This window comes from Serratia sp. CY29653 (genome assembly GCF_052169255.1).
GTDB classification, from domain to species: domain Bacteria; phylum Pseudomonadota; class Gammaproteobacteria; order Enterobacterales; family Enterobacteriaceae; genus Serratia; species Serratia sarumanii.
Genome location: NZ_JBJNLC010000001.1, coordinates 597142 through 617071, shown reverse-complemented (window position 1 = coordinate 617071; position 19930 = coordinate 597142). Strand labels below are relative to the sequence as shown.

The 19930-nt window shown below is 58.6% G+C and carries 19 protein-coding genes; 14 read left to right on the top strand and 5 right to left on the bottom strand.

Annotated features, from left to right (window positions below; genetic code table 11):
* Positions 1 to 31: 31 nt before the first annotated feature.
* From cheA to flhD, 5 genes are all read right to left on the bottom strand, one after another.
* Complete coding sequence (cheA, locus tag ACJ8HN_RS02895; protein ID WP_033653628.1) at positions 32 to 2053, bottom strand: chemotaxis protein CheA; 2022 nt, start codon at positions 2051 to 2053, stop codon at positions 32 to 34.
* Entirely contained in the window at positions 2050 to 3120 is a 1071-nt protein-coding gene (motB, locus tag ACJ8HN_RS02890) for a flagellar motor protein MotB (protein ID WP_047571541.1), read from the bottom strand. The genes cheA and motB overlap by 4 nt, the downstream gene beginning before the upstream one ends.
* Complete coding sequence (motA, locus tag ACJ8HN_RS02885; protein ID WP_015378266.1) at positions 3117 to 4007, bottom strand: flagellar motor stator protein MotA; 891 nt, start codon at positions 4005 to 4007, stop codon at positions 3117 to 3119. Before motA ends, motB begins: the two co-directional genes overlap by 4 nt.
* Positions 4008 to 4152: 145 nt before the next feature.
* On the bottom strand, positions 4153 to 4737 hold the full coding sequence (gene flhC, locus ACJ8HN_RS02880) for a flagellar transcriptional regulator FlhC (RefSeq protein WP_016927281.1): 585 nt from the start codon (positions 4735 to 4737) through the stop codon (positions 4153 to 4155).
* Complete coding sequence (gene flhD / locus ACJ8HN_RS02875) at positions 4737 to 5087, bottom strand: flagellar transcriptional regulator FlhD (protein WP_033647796.1); 351 nt, start codon at positions 5085 to 5087, stop codon at positions 4737 to 4739. The genes flhC and flhD overlap by 1 nt, the downstream gene beginning before the upstream one ends.
* A gap of 927 nt (positions 5088 to 6014) precedes the next feature.
* Here flhD and ACJ8HN_RS02870 point away from each other — a divergent pair.
* From ACJ8HN_RS02870 to tssK, 14 genes are all read left to right on the top strand, one after another.
* Positions 6015 to 6377, top strand: coding sequence for a hypothetical protein (locus ACJ8HN_RS02870; RefSeq protein ID WP_049194652.1), 363 nt, complete (start codon positions 6015 to 6017; stop codon positions 6375 to 6377).
* A gap of 54 nt (positions 6378 to 6431) precedes the next feature.
* A complete protein-coding gene (gene ydgT / locus ACJ8HN_RS02865; protein ID WP_039565480.1) occupies positions 6432 to 6647 on the top strand; it encodes a transcription modulator YdgT in 216 nt (71 codons plus the stop codon).
* Between the two features lie 197 nt (positions 6648 to 6844).
* The gene (uspC, locus tag ACJ8HN_RS02860; RefSeq protein ID WP_033635011.1) at positions 6845 to 7264 is read left to right on the top strand and encodes a universal stress protein UspC; all 420 of its coding nucleotides are present in this window, start codon (positions 6845 to 6847) and stop codon (positions 7262 to 7264) included.
* Between the two features lie 85 nt (positions 7265 to 7349).
* On the top strand, positions 7350 to 8384 hold the full coding sequence (locus ACJ8HN_RS02855) for an NADP-dependent oxidoreductase (RefSeq protein WP_442523025.1): 1035 nt from the start codon (positions 7350 to 7352) through the stop codon (positions 8382 to 8384).
* A gap of 832 nt (positions 8385 to 9216) precedes the next feature.
* Positions 9217 to 11556 carry a type VI secretion system Vgr family protein gene (locus tag ACJ8HN_RS02850; protein ID WP_033647800.1) on the top strand — a complete coding sequence of 780 codons (2340 nt, stop codon included), beginning with the start codon at positions 9217 to 9219 and terminating at the stop codon, positions 11554 to 11556.
* Positions 11557 to 11566: 10 nt separating this feature from the next.
* The gene (locus ACJ8HN_RS02845; protein WP_033647801.1) at positions 11567 to 11956 is read left to right on the top strand and encodes a DUF3592 domain-containing protein; all 390 of its coding nucleotides are present in this window, start codon (positions 11567 to 11569) and stop codon (positions 11954 to 11956) included.
* A gap of 101 nt (positions 11957 to 12057) precedes the next feature.
* Complete coding sequence (locus ACJ8HN_RS02840) at positions 12058 to 12558, top strand: hypothetical protein (RefSeq protein WP_334282602.1); 501 nt, start codon at positions 12058 to 12060, stop codon at positions 12556 to 12558.
* A 170-nt stretch (positions 12559 to 12728) separates the two neighbouring features.
* A complete protein-coding gene (locus tag ACJ8HN_RS02835; RefSeq protein WP_442523024.1) occupies positions 12729 to 15281 on the top strand; it encodes a DUF2169 domain-containing protein in 2553 nt (850 codons plus the stop codon).
* Positions 15278 to 16345: a pentapeptide repeat-containing protein gene (locus ACJ8HN_RS02830; protein WP_442523023.1), complete on the top strand. Its 1068-nt coding sequence runs from the start codon at positions 15278 to 15280 to the stop codon at positions 16343 to 16345. Before ACJ8HN_RS02835 ends, ACJ8HN_RS02830 begins: the two co-directional genes overlap by 4 nt.
* Positions 16346 to 16375: 30 nt before the next feature.
* Positions 16376 to 17011: a DUF3540 domain-containing protein gene (locus ACJ8HN_RS02825; protein WP_442523022.1), complete on the top strand. Its 636-nt coding sequence runs from the start codon at positions 16376 to 16378 to the stop codon at positions 17009 to 17011.
* Between the two features lie 16 nt (positions 17012 to 17027).
* Complete coding sequence (locus ACJ8HN_RS02820) at positions 17028 to 17420, top strand: DUF4150 domain-containing protein (protein WP_004934933.1); 393 nt, start codon at positions 17028 to 17030, stop codon at positions 17418 to 17420.
* A 44-nt stretch (positions 17421 to 17464) separates the two neighbouring features.
* Positions 17465 to 17965, top strand: coding sequence for a type VI secretion system accessory protein TagV (tagV, locus tag ACJ8HN_RS02815; RefSeq protein ID WP_442523021.1), 501 nt, complete (start codon positions 17465 to 17467; stop codon positions 17963 to 17965).
* Positions 17966 to 17994: 29 nt separating this feature from the next.
* Positions 17995 to 18525, top strand: a complete 531-nt coding sequence (gene tssJ, locus ACJ8HN_RS02810) for a type VI secretion system lipoprotein TssJ (RefSeq protein WP_048321733.1) — start codon at positions 17995 to 17997, stop codon at positions 18523 to 18525.
* A gap of 40 nt (positions 18526 to 18565) precedes the next feature.
* On the top strand, positions 18566 to 19912 hold the full coding sequence (gene tssK / locus ACJ8HN_RS02805; RefSeq protein WP_033638522.1) for a type VI secretion system baseplate subunit TssK: 1347 nt from the start codon (positions 18566 to 18568) through the stop codon (positions 19910 to 19912).
* Positions 19913 to 19930 lie beyond the last annotated feature (18 nt).

Here is a 19930-nt window from a genome sequence, read left to right as displayed (position 1 = left end):
TCATTCACCTTTTAAATCAATAAACTCATTATTATGCGGCGGCGTCCGTCAGACGCTTTTCACGGTTCAAGGTTTGCAACGCCGAGACATCGACGATCAAGGCCACGCTGCCGTCGCCCAAAATGGTCGCGGCGGAGATGCCCGGCACTTTGCGGTAGTTGCTTTCCAGATTCTTCACCACCACCTGATGCTGGCCAATCAGCTGATCCACCAGCAACGCATAGCGGCGGCCGGCGCTTTGCAGGATAACGACGATGCCCTGCGTGGCGTCGGTTTTGGCGCCGTCCACTTCAAATACCCGATACAGCTCCACCAGCGGCAGGTATTCGCCGCGTACCTGCAGCACGCGTTCGCCCCCGGCCAGCGGATGCAGATCTTCCGCCTGCGGCTGCAGCGATTCCATCACCGCGTTCAGCGGCAGGATAAAGACTTCGTCGTTCACCTTGACCGACATGCCGTCGAGGATCGCCAGCGTCAGCGGCAGCAGGATGCGGATGGTGGTGCCTTTACCGGCCTGCGAACGGATCTCGACGTGGCCGCCCATCTCCTGAATATTCCGTTTCACCACGTCCATGCCGACGCCGCGGCCGGAAACGTCGGTCACCTGCTCGGCGGTGGAGAAGCCCGGCGCGAAGATCAGCATGCCGACCTCTTCGTCGCTCATGCTCTCGCTCACCGCCAGCCCTTGCGATGCGGCCTTGGCGAGAATTTTTTCGCGGTTCAGACCGGCGCCGTCGTCGATGACTTCAATACAGATGTTGCCGCCCTGGTGTTCGGCCGACAGCACCAGATTGCCCACCGCCGACTTGCCGGCGGCGATGCGGGTGGCCGGCTCTTCGATACCGTGATCGAGGCTGTTGCGCACCAGGTGCGTCAACGGATCGATGATGCGTTCGATCAGGCTCTTGTCCAGTTCGGTGGAACTGCCCTGCAGCGTCAGCTCCACCTGCTTGTTCAGCTTGCCGGCCAGATCGCGCACCAGGCGCGGGTAGCGGCTGAAGACGTATTCCATCGGCATCATGCGGATCGACATCACCGACTCCTGCAGATCGCGCGCGTTACGCTCCAGCTGGCTCATGCTGTTCAGCAGGTCGCCGTGGTTGACCGGATCGAGCGTGCCGGAGCGCTGCGCCAGCATCGACTGGGTGATCACCAGCTCGCCCACCAGGTTGATCAGCTGATCCACCTTTTCCACCGCCACGCGAATGCTGGTGGACTCGCTCGCCTTGGCGCGCGCTTTCGGCGCTTCCGCCGCTGCGGCGGCCGGTTTGGCGGCAGGCGGCGCGGCGCTGGCGACCGGCGCTGGCGCAGGTTCCGGCACGGCGACCGCTGCCGGTAAGCTAGCTTCTGCGACGGCCGGTTCGCTCGGCGTCGGCGTCGAGAAGCTGATTTGTTCCGGTTCCAGCACGAAGCACAGCACGGCGCTGATGTCGTCTTCGCTGGCGGAGGTGAGCAACGTCACGTCCAGACTGTGTTCCGTCTGATGAGGGTCTTTAACCTCACCGAGGTTGCCCAGCTCTTCCAACATCAAGGGGATTTCACTGGCTTTCAGCCCGTTCAGGCTGATGCGCATGCCGCCTTCGATCGCCGCCGGCGCGGCCGCCGGCTTCACGACAGGCTGCTGAACGGCCGGTTGAGCCGCGGGCGCCGCCTGCTGCTGTTGCGCTTCCAACGCCAGCTGGCGCAGCGCCTGGCAAATGTATTCAAAGCTTTCGGCGTCAGGCTGTTGCGAGGTTTTATAGGCGTCCAGTTGCTCCTGCATAATGTCTTTGGTTTCCAGAAACAGGTTGATAATCTCGGTGCTCAGGCTCATTTCCTGGCGTCTTGCACCGTCCAGCAGGTTCTCCAGCAGGTGGGTGGTTTCCTGCAGCACCGAAAAGCCAAAGGTCGCCGCGCCGCCCTTGATCGAGTGCGCCGCGCGGAAGATGGCGTTCAACGGCTCGATATCGGGGGCCAGCGGATCCAGCTCCAGCAGATGTTGCTCCATGTCGGCCAGCAACTCGTCCGCCTCATCAAAGAAGGTCTGATAAAAATCGCTAATGTCCATGCTCACGGGGTCACCTCTGGCTGTGAGTCGCGGTTAGTCGGTGCGGGTGCGGCCGCCGGTTGTTCCGGCGCCTGATCGGCCGGGGCTATCGCCGGGGATGCCTGCGCTGGGACGCTCGGCGCTGGCGTTGACGCCGCCGGCTCCGGGGCTGCCGCCGAGTGCTCCGGCGTTTGGCTGGCCGGTGCAGTTGCCGACGGCGCCAGCTGTTTCAGGCTGTCCGGCTGGGCGATATCCATCGCGTTGCTTTCGGCATTTTCATGTTCGATGCCTTCTTGCGTTTGCTTATTCAGCACCAGCACGGTGATGCGACGGTTAATCGCGTCATCGGCGCCGTGCTGTTTCAGGCTCATGGTGGCCGCCATGCCCACCACCCGCAGCACCTTGCCTTCCGCCAGGCCGCCGGCGATCAGCTCGCGTCGGGAGGCGTTGGCGCGATCGGCCGACAGTTCCCAGTTGCTGTAGCCGCGCTCGCCGCTGGCGTAAGGGATATCATCGGTGTGGCCGGACAGGCTGATCTTATTCGGCAAATCGTTGAGGATCGGCGCTATCGCCCGCAGAATATCGCGCATGTAGCTCTCGACCTGCGCGCTGCCGGTTTTGAACATCGGCCGGTTTTGGCTATCGATAATCTGGATGCGCAGCCCTTCGTCCATCATGTTGATCAGCAGATGCGGGCGCAGCGCCTTCAGGCGCGGATCGGACTCAATCAACTCATCCAGCTTTTCGCGCAGCTTGTTCAGGCGCAGCTCTTCGGCGCGCTTGTCCGGCGAATCGACCTGCTTTCTCACCAGGCCGTGCTGCTGCGTAGGATCGTCGCCGCCGCCCGGGATCGGGCTGCTTTCGGAGCTGCTCTTGTCACCGCTGGTCAGGGCCACCTTGAGCGGCGTGCGGAAATATTCGGCGATTTGCGTCAGCTCCTGCGGGCTGGCGATCGCCAGCAGCCACATCACCAGGAAGAACGCCATCATCGCCGTCATAAAGTCGGCATAGGCGATCTTCCAGGAGCCGCCGTGATGGGCGGCATGATGCGACTTGCGCTTTCTGACCAGAACGACCGGATGATTCTGTTTCATGCTTCTTCTTCTTCCGTCGCCTGCTGCGCCGGCGCTTTCACGCGGCGCACGTGTTCTTCCAGCTCAACGAAAGAAGGACGTTCGGTGGTATACAGCGTTTTGCGGCCAAACTCGACGGCGATCTGCGGCGCGTAGCCGTTCAGGCTCGACAGCAGCGTGACCTTGATGCACTGCATCATCTTGACGTTTTCGGCGCTCTTCTGGCGCAGCAATGTGGCCAGCGGCGAGATGAAGCCGTAGGCCAGCAGAATGCCGAGGAAAGTACCGACCATGGCGTTGGCGATCAGCGCGCCCAGTTCCGCGGCCGGCCGATCGGCCGAAGCCAGGGCGTGCACCACCCCCATCACCGCCGCGACGATACCGAACGCCGGCAAGGAGTCGCCCACCATCGCCAGGCTGCCGGCGGGCACTTCGCTTTCCTGCTCGTAGGTTTCGATCTCTTCGTCCATCAGCGCTTCGATCTCGAACGCATTCATATTGCCGCTCACCATCAGCCGTAAATAGTCGGTAATGAACTCCACCAGGGTGTTATCGGCAAGGATGCGCGGATAATTAGAAAAAATTTCACTTTCTTGCGGATTATCGATATCGAACTCGAGCGACAGCATGCCCTGCTGGCGCGATTTGGCCAGCAGGCGGAACAGCAGCGCCATCAGATCCATGTACAGATCTTTGTTGTATTTGGAACGGCGCATCAGCCGCGGCAGCGCGCGCAGCGTGGCTTTGATTGCCTTGCCGTTGTTGCCGACGATGAAAGCGCCGACCCCCGCCCCGCCGATAATCAGAAACTCCGCCGGCTGATACAACGCACCGAGATGGCCGCCCACGATCAGGTAGCCGCCAAACACCGCACCCAATACCACCAGATAACCCAAAATAACTAGCACACGCATTCCTTAAATTAACAAAGTGGATGGAAGGTGGGGCAAACGCGCCCTGGCGCGACAGACCAGGCTGCGTGTCTGGGGGCGGCATGCCGCCCCTGCGTATCACACGTCGGTATTCATTGCCGAGAGCCGGCAATGTGGCGGCTCAAATGGCGCGTTTGACCTGCTCGTCCAGCAGTTGAGGAATAATATCGGCCAGTTGCGGCGAAAGTTTACGTCTTTTTACGGCGCGGGATGGGGGTTGGCATAAACTGCAGATGAAACCGTTCAGCGGCTGGTGCGCGTGGGTGATAAATGCGCCGCCGCAGCAGCTGCAGGCAGAGAGCTGCAGCATGCCGCTGTCGACGAAACGCACCAGCGTCCAGGCACGGGTCAGCGCCAGCAACGGCGCCTCGCCGGCCTGCTGAGGACACTGCTCCAGGTAGAGGCGATAGGCTTTGATCACCGCCTCCACTCCGCTGCACTGCCCGCTTTTCATCAGAAACAGGTAGGCGTTGTAAAACATCGACGAGTGAATATTTTGTTCCCAGGTCATAAACCAGTCGGTTGAGAACGGTAACATTCCTTTTGGCGGCGGGCTGCCGCGTAACTCCTTGTAAAGTTTAATCAAGCGCCCGCGGCTAAGCTGGGTTTCGCTCTCCAGCATTTGCAATCGGGCTCCCAGCGAAATCAGCTCCATGGCGAGCTGAATGTCCTTGGCTTCTTGAACGATACTTTTCTCAACCATCATCAGGCTCTTTTCTTCGTCGGGCTAGCGTCTTTACTCGATAGCTCTTGCAGTAAATGGCTTGATAGCAAAATGCCGGTATGGATTTGTTGCAGATCGTCGACGCGCGACTCTTTGGTCAGGCGTTCGATGGTCTGGCTTTCGTTAAAGCGGAAGTGGCAAACCAGCTGGTTGGTCTCGGCCAGTTTAACCATTTGCGGCAAAGTCAGCTGCGCCAGCGCATCGGCCATGGCTTCATCAATACCAAGACGGAACATCGCGGAGGCTTTTTCATCGTTGATCAAACGCTGTGCTAAAAGTAAATATGACAGATTGATGTCATAAATATGCTTAAGTAATTCAGACGTACCCATATTCCCCATCCCGACAGACTATGTTTAAAAACATACGCTGGGTGATAAATTTTATCGCCCGTGACCTGGGTTGTTTCCCAAAGCTGGCAAATTAATCTCTCAAAAACGACTGCTATAATTTTCAACAATCGCTAAATTTGACCACTGTTCAGTATTTGCTACGAGCGTAAACCAACGTGTATGGATGTACAGCATTCTGCTTCGATAGTGTTTAGTCACCATGAAACTATTTTTACAAATTTAATAAGATTATTCCTAAAGCAGCGCAACTCTACCCCCGAACCATTAGCACACACAATGTAAGTGAGAGGCAATTTTAAATACAATGTGACATAGATCACAAAAATAAAAAATAATTAAGCCAAATACACCCAAATACGCTCACTTATTGACCGCCATTTTGTTCACAAAACAGCCATAGGTAAAAAAACGTCTTAAAAACAATGTTTATCCGCCAAAAAATTATCTTTTTTAGATCAATTCGAACAAAAGCATCACCAAACCAAAATAACAGAACAAAAATCTGTATATAGGCGACAAACTCAGTATAAATAACCATTTGAGTTACTAAAAAATATCCAAGCTGAAAAATAACCTGTGTAAACTATAAGGTTATTAGCTATCGGATTTGACTTAAGCCCTCAGCCTGAAGCTGTTCTAATTTTCCACATCAGGTGATTATGGCTTATCAATGATTCGCAGGCGTAGTGAACAAGCTAACAGACGTAACGATATGTTTCCGTATTAGCGCGATGCAAGAATGCTTTTTCTACATTAGAGTTCCCCGAAACGACATATCGGCAGCAATCCATAAAACTTTAATGCCTTTTATTTCTTTTTCTTTCGCCGTGATAATTCCCTCTCCCCAGAGATTATTTACATGGCTTACGTTTTCATCACTTCATTGTCATAAAATAAAACGCAGTTTTGTTTTACTCTTCATATTTCCCCATCGAGAAAAACGGCTTTTCAGCGCAAGCGACGACGACAAACACCGCCCAATGCCGCAGCGGCACCACGGACGGTGAAAAAATCACCGCAAAAGATGGCCTGGCGCGGTGCCGCGAGCTTGTGCACGGCAAGAACGACGACGCGTCGGCCGTCAGCGGCCCTGAGACTTTCCCTATTTATCCGTTTATCAGCAGGATGAGATTGCTGACGGCGCACTGGCATATTATGATTTATCAAAGCGCCGCTACGTGCGGCGTGACATCATTACCCGGTGCAATTTATCTACTTGAAATGATTTTTGTCAGGTCGTACATCGCTGCCTCGACGGCGTCGCCGTGAGCCGCCGATGTGTTATTCACCCGGCTTTAACTATTAACAGGCTATATTTTAATCATGACCGATACGCTCGAATATCTGCTGACATTCCGTAAATGCTCCTCTTTGGACAGCCTGGAGAAGGTGTACGACAAACTGAACTACTCCATTGAAAATGATAAAGAAATTAGCAACATGTACCGCGCCGCCGACCATCGTCGCGCCGAGCTGGTTGCCGGCAAATTGTTCGATCTGGGCAAGGTGCCGAAAACGCTGTGGGCGCAGGTGCTTTAATTCAGTGAAATTACGTGCGGCAACGGTTTTATCTTTTATTGCTATATAACCGGGGTAAATTCGGCTTTTATTGCCGCGCGTGATGCGAAACACATTTATTCCCCCCGCCAGGCTCTACCCTTTATCCGACGCAGTACCTCCGCCAAGGCCGCCGAAGCGGCAGCCTGAAATGCGATGGATACAACAAGGAGTGGGATATGGGGTATCAAAACGTTCTGGTCACCGTCGCCGTTGCCCCTGACAGCCACCGCCTGGTGGAAAAAGCCGTCTCCATCGTCCGCCCTTACGGCGGCAGCATCACCTTGTTAAGCACCCTCGCCAACCCGGAAATGTACAATAATTTCGCCGGGCCGATGCTGGGGGATTTGCGCTCGTTGATGGAGGAGGAAACCCGGCTGTTTATGGAGGAACTGCGTCAACGCGCCGGTTACCCGATCGCCGATGCGCTGATCGTGCACGGCGAGCTGGGTGACAGCCTGGAATACGCCAGCCGCCGTCAGCCGTTCGACCTGCTGATCTGCGGCAATCATCGCGACGGCATGATGAATAAGGTCTCCTGTTCCGCCGCCCGCTTTATCAATATCAGCCATATCGACGTGCTGATCGTTCCGCTCTAAGGCTAAGCACATTCGGTAACGTTGCCTTGCCGCCCCTGGACTAGGCTTAACGCATCTTGTTTGTCGCAACGCAAAGGAGCTTTCGATGTCCCCTTCTTCTCAACAGAACCGCCGCTTCCTGCTGGCCTCGCGTCCGCACGGTGAACCGACGGCGGCCAACTTCCGTCTCGATACCGTCCCCGCACCGCAGCCCGGCACCGGACAGCTGGTGCTGCGCACCGTTTATCTGTCGCTGGATCCTTATATGCGCGGGCGCATGAGCGATGCCCCCTCCTACGCGCCGCCGGTGGAGATCGGTCAGGTGATGGTGGGCGGCACGGTATCGCGCGTAGCGGCTTCACAGCATCCCGATTTCAACGTCGGCGATTGGGTGTTGGGTTATGACGGCTGGCAGGATTACGCCCTGTCTGACGGCAGCGGCCTGCGCAACCTCGGCCCGCACCTGCCGCATCCTTCCCGCCTGCTGGGCGTGCTGGGCATGCCGGGATTTACCGCTTACATGGGGCTGCTCGACATCGGCCAACCGCAGGCGGGAGAAACGCTGGTGGTGGCCGCCGCCAGCGGGGCGGTCGGTTCGGTGGTCGGCCAAATCGGTAAGCTGAAAGGCTGCCGCGTCGTCGGCGTCGCCGGCGGGGCGGAAAAATGCCGCTATGTGGTGGAAGAGTTGGGTTTCGACGCCTGCATCGATCACCGCGCCCCTGACTTTGCCGAACAGCTGGCGGCCGCCTGCCCTAAAGGCATCGACATCTATTACGAAAACGTCGGCGGGGCGGTGTTCGACGCCGTACTGCCGCTGTTGAACACCAAAGCGCGCATTCCGGTGTGCGGCATCATCGCCCATTACAATGCCACCGGGTTGCCTGCGGGGCCGGACCGCTTGCCGCTGCTGGAGGGACTGATCCTGCGCAAACGCATCCGTATGCAGGGCTTTATCATCTTCGACGACTACGGCTCACGCTTTGACGAGTTCTTGCAACAAATGAGCAGTTGGGTCGAACAGGGAAAAATCAAGTTCCGCGAGGACATCGTCGACGGGCTGGAGCAGGCGCCGCAGGCGTTTATCGGTCTGCTGCAGGGCAAGAACTTCGGCAAGTTGGTGATCCGCGTCGCCGACGAGTAACCGGTAACAGGGCGTGGGGTACACCACGCCCTGCTTTTAATGCACGGCACCGTCGCCGAATCGCACATCCTCCTCGACCGTCAGCGTCACCTGCACGATAGTGCGCACCGCTTCCACCCTCGCCGCCAGCGCCCTGCTCGGCTTGCCCGGATGCGCCGCCGCCGGCAAACGCGCAACGCGTACGCATTCTCCCGCTGCCTGACGAATTGGCCATCACGTCTTTCCCCATTGAGCCGATCGCCGGCCGGCAGGCGCAGCGCGACCCGGCCTTAATCTGGCTCTGCGGCCTGATAAGCCAAATCTCCTTCGCTCCCTGTCCACATTAATAATTGCTGCATTATCAACCGTTCAAACCCTCGACCAACGGCCTGCAGAGGGGGCTTTCCACGCCTACCAAATAGGAATCATCCGAATTAACATTCGGAAAATTTATATATTTGATCATCTTTAAGTGGCAAATGGTAAGGATAAAAAACAGTCAGTGACTTTTTTTACGTATAAAAAGAGTTGTTTTATAAGCACGTTGACTTAAGTGTTACAGATTTATTTTTTGGTATTACCAATTACCCAATAATTTGAGATAAAAAATGATCTGCTCGCATGTATATGTTTTAGATGATTAAAACCAAGATCGTGAGCAAGTTAACGAATTGAGCATTGATCCACAAGGCTATTTTGCAAATGCAGAGCTCTATTGTAGACTGCACAAATCGTGCCTTTGTGTAAACTTTGTTAAATCTTTCGTCAGTTCCTGTCTCCATTCGTGACAGATACGCCATCGGGATCGCGCGTCAATTCTCGTGCGGTAGCTATGCCTAAAGCGGGGAATAGTATGGATCGCCTTATCATTGCGCACACGCCTTTGCCCTCCCATCAGCTGTTGTTCCGAAGCCTTTCCGGTGAGGAAAAACTGGCCGGATTGTTCGAGTTCGACGTCGAGCTGCTCAGCCCCGACAATCGGCTCGATCTGAAAGCGCTGCTGGGACAAAAAATCACGTTGGAGCTGCGGGGCAATCCGCTGGCGCCGCGCTATCTCAACGGCAATATCACACGTATGACCCTCTCCGGAAGGGAAGCCGGCGGCAACCGTTACTATATCTACCGCGCCGTGCTGCGCCCCACGCTGTGGTATCTGACGCAAAACCGCGATTTCCGCATCTACCAGGAAAAGACCGTTCCCGACATCCTGACTCAGGTGCTGGGGCAGTATCAGGTGAAAATCGATAATCGCCTGAGTTACGACTACCGCATCTGGGGGTACTGCGTGCAGTACCAGGAGAGCGATTTCGATTTCATCAGTCGCCTGATGGAGCACGAAGGCATCTATTACTATTTCACGCACCAGCAAGACGGCCATACGCTGGTGCTGGCTGACGCGCCGTCGGCGCATCAGGAACTCGCCGGCTACGCCAGCATTCCCTATCAGCTCGCGGAAGGCGGCCTGGTGGAAAACAAAGACAGCATCAACAGCTGGAGCGTTTCGGACGCCATCACGCCCAGCCTGTATAGCCTGGATGACTACGATTTTCGCAAGCCGCGTGCGCGGTTGCTGGAGGCGCGGCAGAATCCCGCCTCGTTCGCACAGGACAAAGCCGAGGTGTTCGACTGGCCCGGGCGTTATACCGATCACGCCCACGGCCAGTTTTACGTCAAGGTTCGCCAGCAGGAGTTCGAAGCGCAGCACGAGCAGATGAGCGGCGAAGGCAGTTCGCAGGGCATTGCGCCCGGCTACCGTTTTCAACTGATCCAGGCGCCGCGTATGGAGGACAACCGCGCCTACCTGGTGGTCAGCGCGCATTACTTCATGCAGGAAAACAGCTACGCCAGCAATGATAACGACGTCGGCGAGCAGCGTACCGAATTTCAGGTCGTTCCGGCGGACATCAATTGGCGCCCGGCGCGCATCACGCCCTGGCCGAAAACCCACGGCCCACAAACTGCCGAAGTGGTGGGGCCGGAAGGCGAAAGCATCTGGACCGATAAATATGGCCGGGTGAAACTCAAATTCCGCTGGGATCGCCACGGCAGCGGCAATGAAACCAGTTCCTGCTGGGTGCGCGTCTCCAGCGCCTGGGCCGGCTGGAAATACGGCGGGATCCAGATCCCGCGCGTGGGCGAAGAAGTGGTGGTCGACTTTATCAACGGCGATCCGGATCGCCCTATCATCACCGGCCGCGTTTACAACGAAGACAGCATGCCGCCGTGGGATCTGCCCGGCGACGCCACCAAAATGGGCTTTATGAGCCGCAGCAAAGGCGGCGGCGCCGACAACGCCAGCTTCCTGTTCCTGGAAGACTCGCCCGGCAACGAATCTTTCGACATGCACGCCGAACGCAACATGAACATGACGGTGGAAAACGACAAGAACGTCAATATTGACGGCAGCCGCACCACCACCATCGGCCGCAAGCAGGACGACACCGTCACCGGCGACGCCACGTTCCTGTACAAAGCGAAACGCACCACCACCGTCGATGGGCTGGAAACCGCCAACCTTAACGCCCATCAGACGGTGAACATCAAAGGCGGCCGCGACCTGACGATTATCGACGGCGGCGATAAAATCGACATCACCGGCAATCAGTCCTTCAAGCTTGACGGCGCGCAGACGCAAAACATTACGCAAACCCAACACGTCACGGTGAAGGGCAATCAGACCCTCGACATTACCGAAGGGCAACAAACCAGCACCATCAAGCAAGGGCAAACGGTCAACATCACCTCCGGCGGGCAGCACACCACCATCACCGCCGGCGGGCAGGAATTGACGGTTAAAGGCGGCGGCCAAACCGCTACCGTCACCGGGAATGTCACCGAGACCTACAAAAACGATCAGAGCACGACGATCACCGGTACGCTGACCATCAAAGCGAAAACGATCAACATCACCAGCGCGGACGGCGTGTCGGTGCAGACACCGAGCTGGAAAGATAACTGCCACGGTTGGAAATGGGTGGCGACCGGGGCCAACTTCGCCTTCTACGGCTCCAATCTTGCGTTGACAGGAGCCAGCCTGAAACACACGATGCTGGATATCTCGCACAATCCGCTGGCGATCAGCAAAACCAATTTCAAGCTCAGTAACGATCCCATGACGTTCACTCAGCTTGGCGCGCTGGTGACCAACGGCGCCTTACGGTTGAGCACCAAGGCGCTGGCGATCTTTTTATAAAGGGACTCCCATGTCGAAGGCCAAAAATGTTCTCACCGTTATCGGGTTGATTTTATTGGCTCCTATCCTCAGCCTGGTGGGTTTTTTCAAATTCATCACGGTCGATATCTGGGGTTATTTCAAACATATCGGTTCTTCCCTCAGCGTGATGGAGAACGGTATTTCCGCCTCCGGGCAAATCGTCAGCATTCGCCAGACCAACCTGTGGGACGGGAATCGGCCGGTCTGCGAAGTCGAAGTCAAATACATCGCCCAAGACGGAAAAAACCATACGGCCGTGGCGAAAGGCCCGATCAGCGTCGTGGATCTGCCGCGTTATCAGCCGGGCCATTTCACCGCGATCAAATACGACCCGAAGAACCCCAAAAAAGCGGTGATCGAAGAACTTTCCCGGCTTTGAGCGAAAAGGCTCCTTTCACTCACGCGATCCGATTGCAACGCTCTGCCAACGGCTTATCGTTCATCGGTTCGCTAACTCACCTTGCATAAGGAAGTGTCACGATGGGCGCGTTCATTGCCTTTTCGACACAGGACAGCCTCTGGGGACAAATCCTGTTTACCTTCTTTGGCATCCTGGTTGGCTGCGTCTTGCTCGCCGCGATCGGCAAAACCTTTTTGTCGGCCAGCCGATCGGCCGCGTTGCCTGCGCGGTTGCTGATCTTTGTCACGCTGATGCTGGCGCTGCTGAAATACAACCAGCAGGTGATGTCTGCGGTGAATGCCCCCGCAGAATTGATCGGGTTCCTGATTTTTCCCGGCTTTTTGATGGGTTACCTGGGTGCGGCGCCCACCGGCAGACTGGCGCTGGCGATAGAGCTGCCCTGTTTTGCGGCGCTCGCCGCGCTGCTGATTCTGGGCACCGCCGACGTCGAGTTTTTTGCCCCCTATCACCTGGAGAGCGCCGGCCAATTTATCGCCAAGGCGATCGCCGCGGTATTGTCCGTCGCCGCCGTGCTGTTGGCTCGCGGAATAAACGGGAAGGACGGCGCACTGTCCTCTTGATCATCCCTTTCGAAGCGGGGCCCTCCCCGCATTAACGATCGGCGCTGAACGCCGCATCGTTTTCTTCATCTGTTGTGACATAGCCTGATATCTATTAAACCGAAAAACGGATTGTTTTTGAGCAGCAGCCTGGCTGCCAGCTGATATCCACAGGAAGCTTTACACACACAATGAAAGTCGTAAAACCTCTGCGCCTCAGCGCGCTTCATCGCCCCTTCTCTTGGCAAGGGCAAAACCATCTGGGCGTTTCCGTTTTGGCCTTGGCCGATATGGGGGCCTCCCCGCGCCTGCGTCCCGAACCGGAGCTGTGGCAGCTGGCCGCCGAAGAACTCACGCTGAGCGGCGGCGTGCTCGATTTGGCTATCCCCAAAGCCTGCGCGGAGTTTCTCGCCACCGGCAACGCCTACACCCACCATCAACAAGACAAAACCGCTTGCGCCGTAAAGATCCAGCTGGATTCGCTGGAAAAAACGCTGGTGGTTTTCGGCGATCGCCATTGGATCAACGATCGTCCCTCCACTCCCCTCCCTTTTGCAGAAATGCGTCTGGACTGGCGCCGGGCTTACGGCGGCACCCAGTTCGCCGATAACCCGCACGGCATCGGCGCCACTCCAGAAACATTTCCGCAGGGCCGCATCCATCGCCTACCCAATGTTGAACCGCTGCAGGGGCGCCTCGCGTCTCCTCGGCAAAGCGCGCAACCGGCAAGCTTTGACGCGTTGGATATCACCTGGCCGCGCCGCTTCTCCCGCATCGGTAAAAACTACGACGCCGACTGGTTGAAAAACGGCTTTCCCGGCTTCGCCAACGATATCGACTGGCGCCTGTTCAACATGGCGGAAGGCGATCAGCAGTTTCCTCAACGCGACAGCTTGCCGCCCCGCGCCGCCTATCGAATTTGGAACATGCACCCTTCAGAACCGGTGCAGCAAGGTCATTTGCCGCCGTGGCGCACACGCTGTTTCATCAACCGGCTGCGCGGCGACGAAACGCATTTCGAAGAAATCGCGATGCGCCACACCACCGTCTGGTTCTTCCCCCATCGGGAACAGATGCTGCTGATTTATCAGGGCAGCACACGCATCAATGAAGACGATGCCGCCGACGTAATGCAGCTGATGCCGGCTTTGGAAATCGAAGGCGAGCCCCGCTCCACCGCGCATTATCGGCAGGTGTTGACCCAGCGGCTGGATAAGGAACGGGGGGCTCTGCACGCGTTTCGTGAGCAAGAGTTGTTGCCGGAAGCGTGCATCGGCGCCTGGCTGGATACGGAAACGCCGACGCAGCAAAGCCCGATGGCGGAAAATATCGCCGCCTACGAGCACCGGCAGCGCGAAGAGCACCGCCAGCGCCTGCTGCGTGAAGGCCAGGACATCGATGAACTGTTCCCGCTGCCGTCGCAAGACGCGCCGCCGAAGCTGGACGAGCTTGCCGAATTCGTCGAGCGTCTCGAAAGCCAGGCCGAGGCGCAGTATCAGGACATGCTCAAGCTGGCGCAAGCCGAGGGTATCGATCCGCGCAATCCCGGTGGGGATCACGTGCCGCCATCCGGTGCGGAAAGCTACCAGCAGCAGCGCGATCTGCTGTTCCAGGAGGCGCGCCGGCATCCCGACGCGTTCAGCGAAAAACAGCTGGGGGAAAGCGAGCGCGCGCTGCACCAAATGTATTTAATGTCGGCACAGGCGCAAAGCCCTGCGCTGCGTTTAAGCGGCGATCTGGCGCAAATCATTCGCCAACGCGTCACCGCCGCCATGCTGCGCGATAAGGATCTCAGCGGTCTTGATCTCACCGGCGCCGATCTGTCCGGCATGGATCTCTGCCAGGCTAACTTGCGCGGCGCTTTGCTGGAAAACGCCAATCTGCGCCAAACCCAACTGGTGGGTTGCGACCTTCGCGAGGCGATGCTGGCGCGCGCCGATCTCAGCGGCGCCGTCTTGCAGCAGGCCGATCTGAGCCACGCCTCTTTGGCCCTGGCGAAATGCGAAGCGACGGATTTCGGCGGCGCACAGCTGCACGAAACCAACATTCAGCAAACGTTGTTTCAACGCTGCGATTTCACGATGGCCTCATTACGCGATTTGCTGGGATACGAAACCTTGCTCGGGCAGTGTGATTTCAGCCGCGCCACGCTGGCCAACATTACGCTGATGGAGCTGCAACTGGAGCAGCTGACATTCAGCCACGCCCGGCTCGACAAAGTCAGCTTCGTCAAATGCCGCTTGCAGGCGGTGAACTTCGATCGGGCACGGCTTGAAAGCTGCGCCTGGGTTGATACCGAGACGCAAAGCCTCAGTTTCCGCGCCGCACGCCTCACGGCCTGCGCCTTCGCGGCAAAGACGCTGCTGCCGCAGGCGGATTTCAGCGACGCGACGCTAAACCAGTGCAATTTACGCCAGATGCCGTTGCAGCGGGCCAATTTCAGCCGTGCGCGTCTCAATAATTGCGACCTGTCGGAAAGCCGGTTGAACGAGGTTGATTTCCGTCAGGCCAACGGCAGCGGCAGCCTGTTCATTCGCAGCGATCTGTCTCGCGCCAACCTGCGCGACGCCAATTTCATTGCGGCGATCCTGCAAAAATGCGTGCTGTCGGGCGCCGACCTGCAGGGCGCCAATCTGTTCCGGGCCGACCTGTCGCAGTCGCAAGTGGATCAGGCGACCCGGCTCGAGGGCGCCTATACCGCCAGGGTGAAAACATTGCCTCGCCACAACGGGAAGGAAGTATGACCTCAAAGCCAGAGCAAATACGCCAGCGCGTGAAACGCGGCGGGCTGATTGCCGGTGAGGATTTGCACGGCCTGTCATTCGCCGGTATGGATTTGGCCGGCGGCATGTTCAACGAACTGAACCTGAACGGCGTGAACTTCTCCGATTGCGATCTGCGCGACAGCGTCTTCAGCAATTGCCGGCTCGAACAGGCGCAATTTGCACGGGCGAACCTGAAGCAAACGGCCTTCAACCAGTGCGCCATGTCGGGCGGCCGCTTCAGCGAGAGCCATATCGAACTGACGATGTTCAACGACTGCCGGCTTGAACAGGGCGACTTCAGCCGGCTGGCGCTCAACCAAAGCCACTGGATGTCATGCCAATTGGCCGGCGCGAATTTTTCCGCCACTCAGCACGATCGCACCACCTTTTACGAAAGCCCGCTCGACGGCGCTGCGTTGAATCAGGCGCGGTTATCTCTTGTCACGTTCTTCCGATTAAACCTCCGTGACACACGGTTTGAAGGGGCAGATTTCGACCGCGTCACGTTTTTCGAATGTGACCACCGCGGCAAAAGTTACGCCGGGCAGCGCCTGATCGCCTGCCAGTTTACCGATAACCAACTGGACGACGTCGATTTCAGCCAGGCGACGCTGCGTCAAAGCAACTTTAAGGGCGCTTCGCTGCGGCGCGCCAACCTGACGAGCGTGCAGGCGCAGCAGTCACTGTGGCTGGAGGCCAATCTGACCCACGCGCAGTGCCGCGGCGGGCAGTTCGATCAGGCGATCTTCAGCGAAGCGACGTTGGACGCCGCCAGCTTCAGCCAGGCGCGCCTGTATCAATGCGTATTCCAGCACAGCCGCGCGGCGCGCTGTGATTTCAGCGACAGCGACCTGACCTACGCCGACTTCTGTTATGCCGACATCGGCGCCGCCGATTTCCGCCGCGCGCGCTTTATGCGCACCCGCATGCACCGCGCCCATCAGCAGCAAACGCGCTGGGGCGATCGCGGCGGAATTCTCGAGCGCGACGAAGAACTGTACGCCGCCGAAACCTGGAGCGCACAGCGCCAGAGCCGAATCTGAATGCATTGACCACTTCACGAGGGGATCACCATGAGCGTTGCCAACACAACCCGCGCCGTCAACATCGCACCGCCCCAGCAGGCCGCCGGCCAGGTCGTCAACCTGTTGCCGGACGGCAGTCTGGTGGTGGAGTGCGAAGGCCGCGGCTGGCATTGCCGCCGGGCGGCGAGCTGCCTGCTGACGCCGGCACTCGGCGATAGCGTGCTGGTCGCCGGCTGCGGCCACCAGCTGTGGGCGATCGCCGTCCTTGAGCGCGCGGAACCGCAAAGCGCGGCGCGGCTCTGCGTTGCAGGCGATCTGCACATTGAAACGCCGAGCGGCTCGCTGTCGCTGCACGGCGCGCAGGCGCTGAAACTGAGCGGCGACGCCATGACGCTGCAGGCCAACAGCGGCGACTGCCAGGTCGACAAGATGAAATACAGCGGCGAAGAGCTGTCGGCCTTCGTCAGCATCAGCCGCCTGGTCGGCAAACGCTGCGAGTCGCTGTGGCATTCGGTCAGCCAGATCAGCCATTCGCTGTTCCGCAAAGTGCGCCAGACCGAGCACGTGCGCGCCGGGCAGCTGGATTACCAGGCTGAAGATTACGCCCGCATTCATGCCCGCAACACGCTAATTACTTCAAAAGACATCACCAAGCTGGATTCGGAACAAATCCACGTCGGATAACCTGCGGAGGCCTTTTATGTTTGCCAACAGCCAAATGATCGGCGTGGATCTGGCGTTTCCCGACGTCTGTCTGACGCCAAGCCCGGCGCCGGTACCCGTGCCCTACCCGGATATCGCCCTGGCGCCGACCGCCATCCCCAACGCGTTCAACATTCTGTTCGTCGGCACCCCGGCGCACAACATGGCGACGGTGACGCCGCTGACCAACGGCGACAACCCCGGCGTGGCCACCGGCGTCGCTTCCGGGACGGTGATGGGGCCGTCCCGCCACCTGACCGGCGCCTTTACCGTGCTGCTCAAAGGCACCCCGGCCACCCGGCTGACCAGCCTCAGCCTGCAGAATTCCACCAACGCGCTCGGCATGCGCATCGTGCCGAGCCAATTAAAAGTGTTGCTGCTTGCGCCCTGATGACGGCGCCCTATTACACAGCCATTAAACAAGAAGAGGACATTGTGAAAACACGGATTACCCTGACGCTGCTGACCGCCCTGACGCTTGCCGGTTGTTCCACGCCGCCGCCACCGCCGCCGGCGCTCAATAACGACGCCATCGTCAGCAGTGAGGTCAACGGCGTCACGCTAAAGCACCGCGCCGCGGTGAGCGCGCCGAAACAGTTCAAGCCGATCGGTGAGGAGTACCGCAGCCTGTACGCCGCCAGCATCATGAGCAGCCCGAATTATACCGGCACCGCCGTCGGCAGCCTGGACAACGCCGCCGCGTTCTACGCGCTGGGCGAAGTGGAAAACAACTGGCTGGCGATCTCCGCCATCCGGGGCGGCGACCTGATGGGTTACATCCAGGCCAACGCCGGCGTACCGGAAGCGCGCTACAAATCGACGCTGCGCAAAGATCTGCCGCGCCGCGCGCGCGCCGCCAAACAGGACTGCGTCAAAGTCGGCGGCGACAGCAAGGCGTGTAAAAACGCCGGCTCAGCCACCTGGATCCTCCAGTAGTCAGCACGCCTGCGGGCGACGAGATTCCCATGATGACGACCCCTATCGCTTCCCGCTGGTGCGGGATGCTTTTTCTACTGCTGGGCGCACTGGCGCTCGGCGGCTGCATGTCTTCCGCCAAAAGCGTGCCGTCGCGATACAGCCTGGTGTTCGATGCCGATCGCCAGGTCAACGCCGCCGCCGGCGCGCAACCGGCGCCGATAAAAATTCGCGTGCTGCTGCTGCGTTCGGATGCGGAATTCATGGATGCCGACTTCTTCAGTCTGCAAAACGACGCCAAAAGCGTGCTCGGCAACAGCCTGCTGGACAGCGATCAGTTCTTCCTGACGCCGGGCCAGACCGGCAAAAAACTCGGTGGGCAAAGCGCGTTGGATGCGCGCTACATCGGCGTGATCGCCGAATATCAAAATCTGGACGGCAAAACCTGGCGCCTTTCACTGCCGCTGCCGGAACCCACCGAAACCAATTTCTATAAGGTATGGCAATTCTCGCCGGATGAGCTGGAAGCGCATATCGTCGCGGGCGTGAGTGGCCTGCGCCCCGTAAAAAAGGTCGACTGACCTACCGCTGCGCTGAAGCGAAGTAACTATAGGTGTGATGATGAAAGATGCTCATAAGGTTGTCTGGACTGAGGGGATGTTTTTGCGCCCCCACCATTTCCAGCAGGCGGAAAACTATCTCGAAGGCTATATGCGCAACTGGGGCCAGGCCCACAGCGGCTGTTTCTGGGGGTTCCTGACCCTGGATCTGGACCAAACGCTGCTGCGCCAGGGCAAGATTGCCCTCAACGCCGCCAGCGGCATCATGCCGGACGGCACGCCGTTTCGCTTCGCCGGCGCCCAGCAGGCGCCCGCGCCGCTGACCATCGCCGAAAACAAGACCGGTGAAAACGTAGTGCTGGCCCTGCCGACCTACCGCGCGGGGCGTGAAGACGTGATCTTTCAGGAAAGCCCGGAGGCGCTGGCGCGCTATCTGGCTTACGAGAACGAAGTCGACGATCTCAACGCCGTTTCGGTGGGCAGCGCGGCGCTGCAGTTCGGCCGCCTGCGCCTGCGGCTGATGCTGGAGAGCGAACTCAACGCCGAATGGACGGCGCTCGGCGTGACCCGCGTGCTGGAAAAACGCGGCGACAACAGCCTGCGCCTCGATACCGCGCAGATCCCACCGATGCTGAATTGCCAGGGCAACCCGGTACTGAAAACCTTCATCAACGATCTGCAGGGCCTGCTGCAACAGCGCAGCCAGCAGATGAGCCAGCGCCTGCTGCAGCCGGGCCGCGGCGGCAGTTCCGAAATGGTCGATTTCATGCTGCTGCAGCTGATCAACCGCCACCTCGGCCAGGTGAGCCACGCCTACCACCTCGACCATCTGCACCCGGAGCGCCTGTTCGCCGATTGGCTGCAGTTCGCCACCGAGCTCGCCAGCTTCTCGGCGCAGCGCACCCCGGAAGGCCGTCTGCCGGTGTATGACCACGACAACCTGGCGCTGTGCTTCGGCAAGCTGATGCTGTTGCTGCGCCAGGGGCTGTCGGTGGTGCTGGAAGACAACGCCATTCAGCTGACGCTGGTCGAACGCTCCCACGGGCTGAACGTCGCCACCGTGCAGGACGCCAAAATGATGCGCGACTTCGGCTTCGTGCTGGCGGTGCGCGCCGACGTGGCCGCCGAGGTGTTGCTGACCCATTTCCCGGCGCAGATGAAGATCGCCCCGGTCACGCGCATCCGCGATTTGGTGCAGCTGCAGCTGCCGGGCATCGGTTTGCGCACCATGCCCGCCGCGCCGCGCCAGATCCCCTATCACGCCGGCTACACCTACTTCGAGCTGGAAAAAGGCGGCGACCTGTGGAAACAGATGGAAAAATCCAGCGCCTTCGCTCTGCACCTGGCGGGCGAATTCCCGGGGCTGGACATGGAATTTTGGGCGATTCGCAGCCATACGGACCGGTAACCTATGACTCAGGAAAAT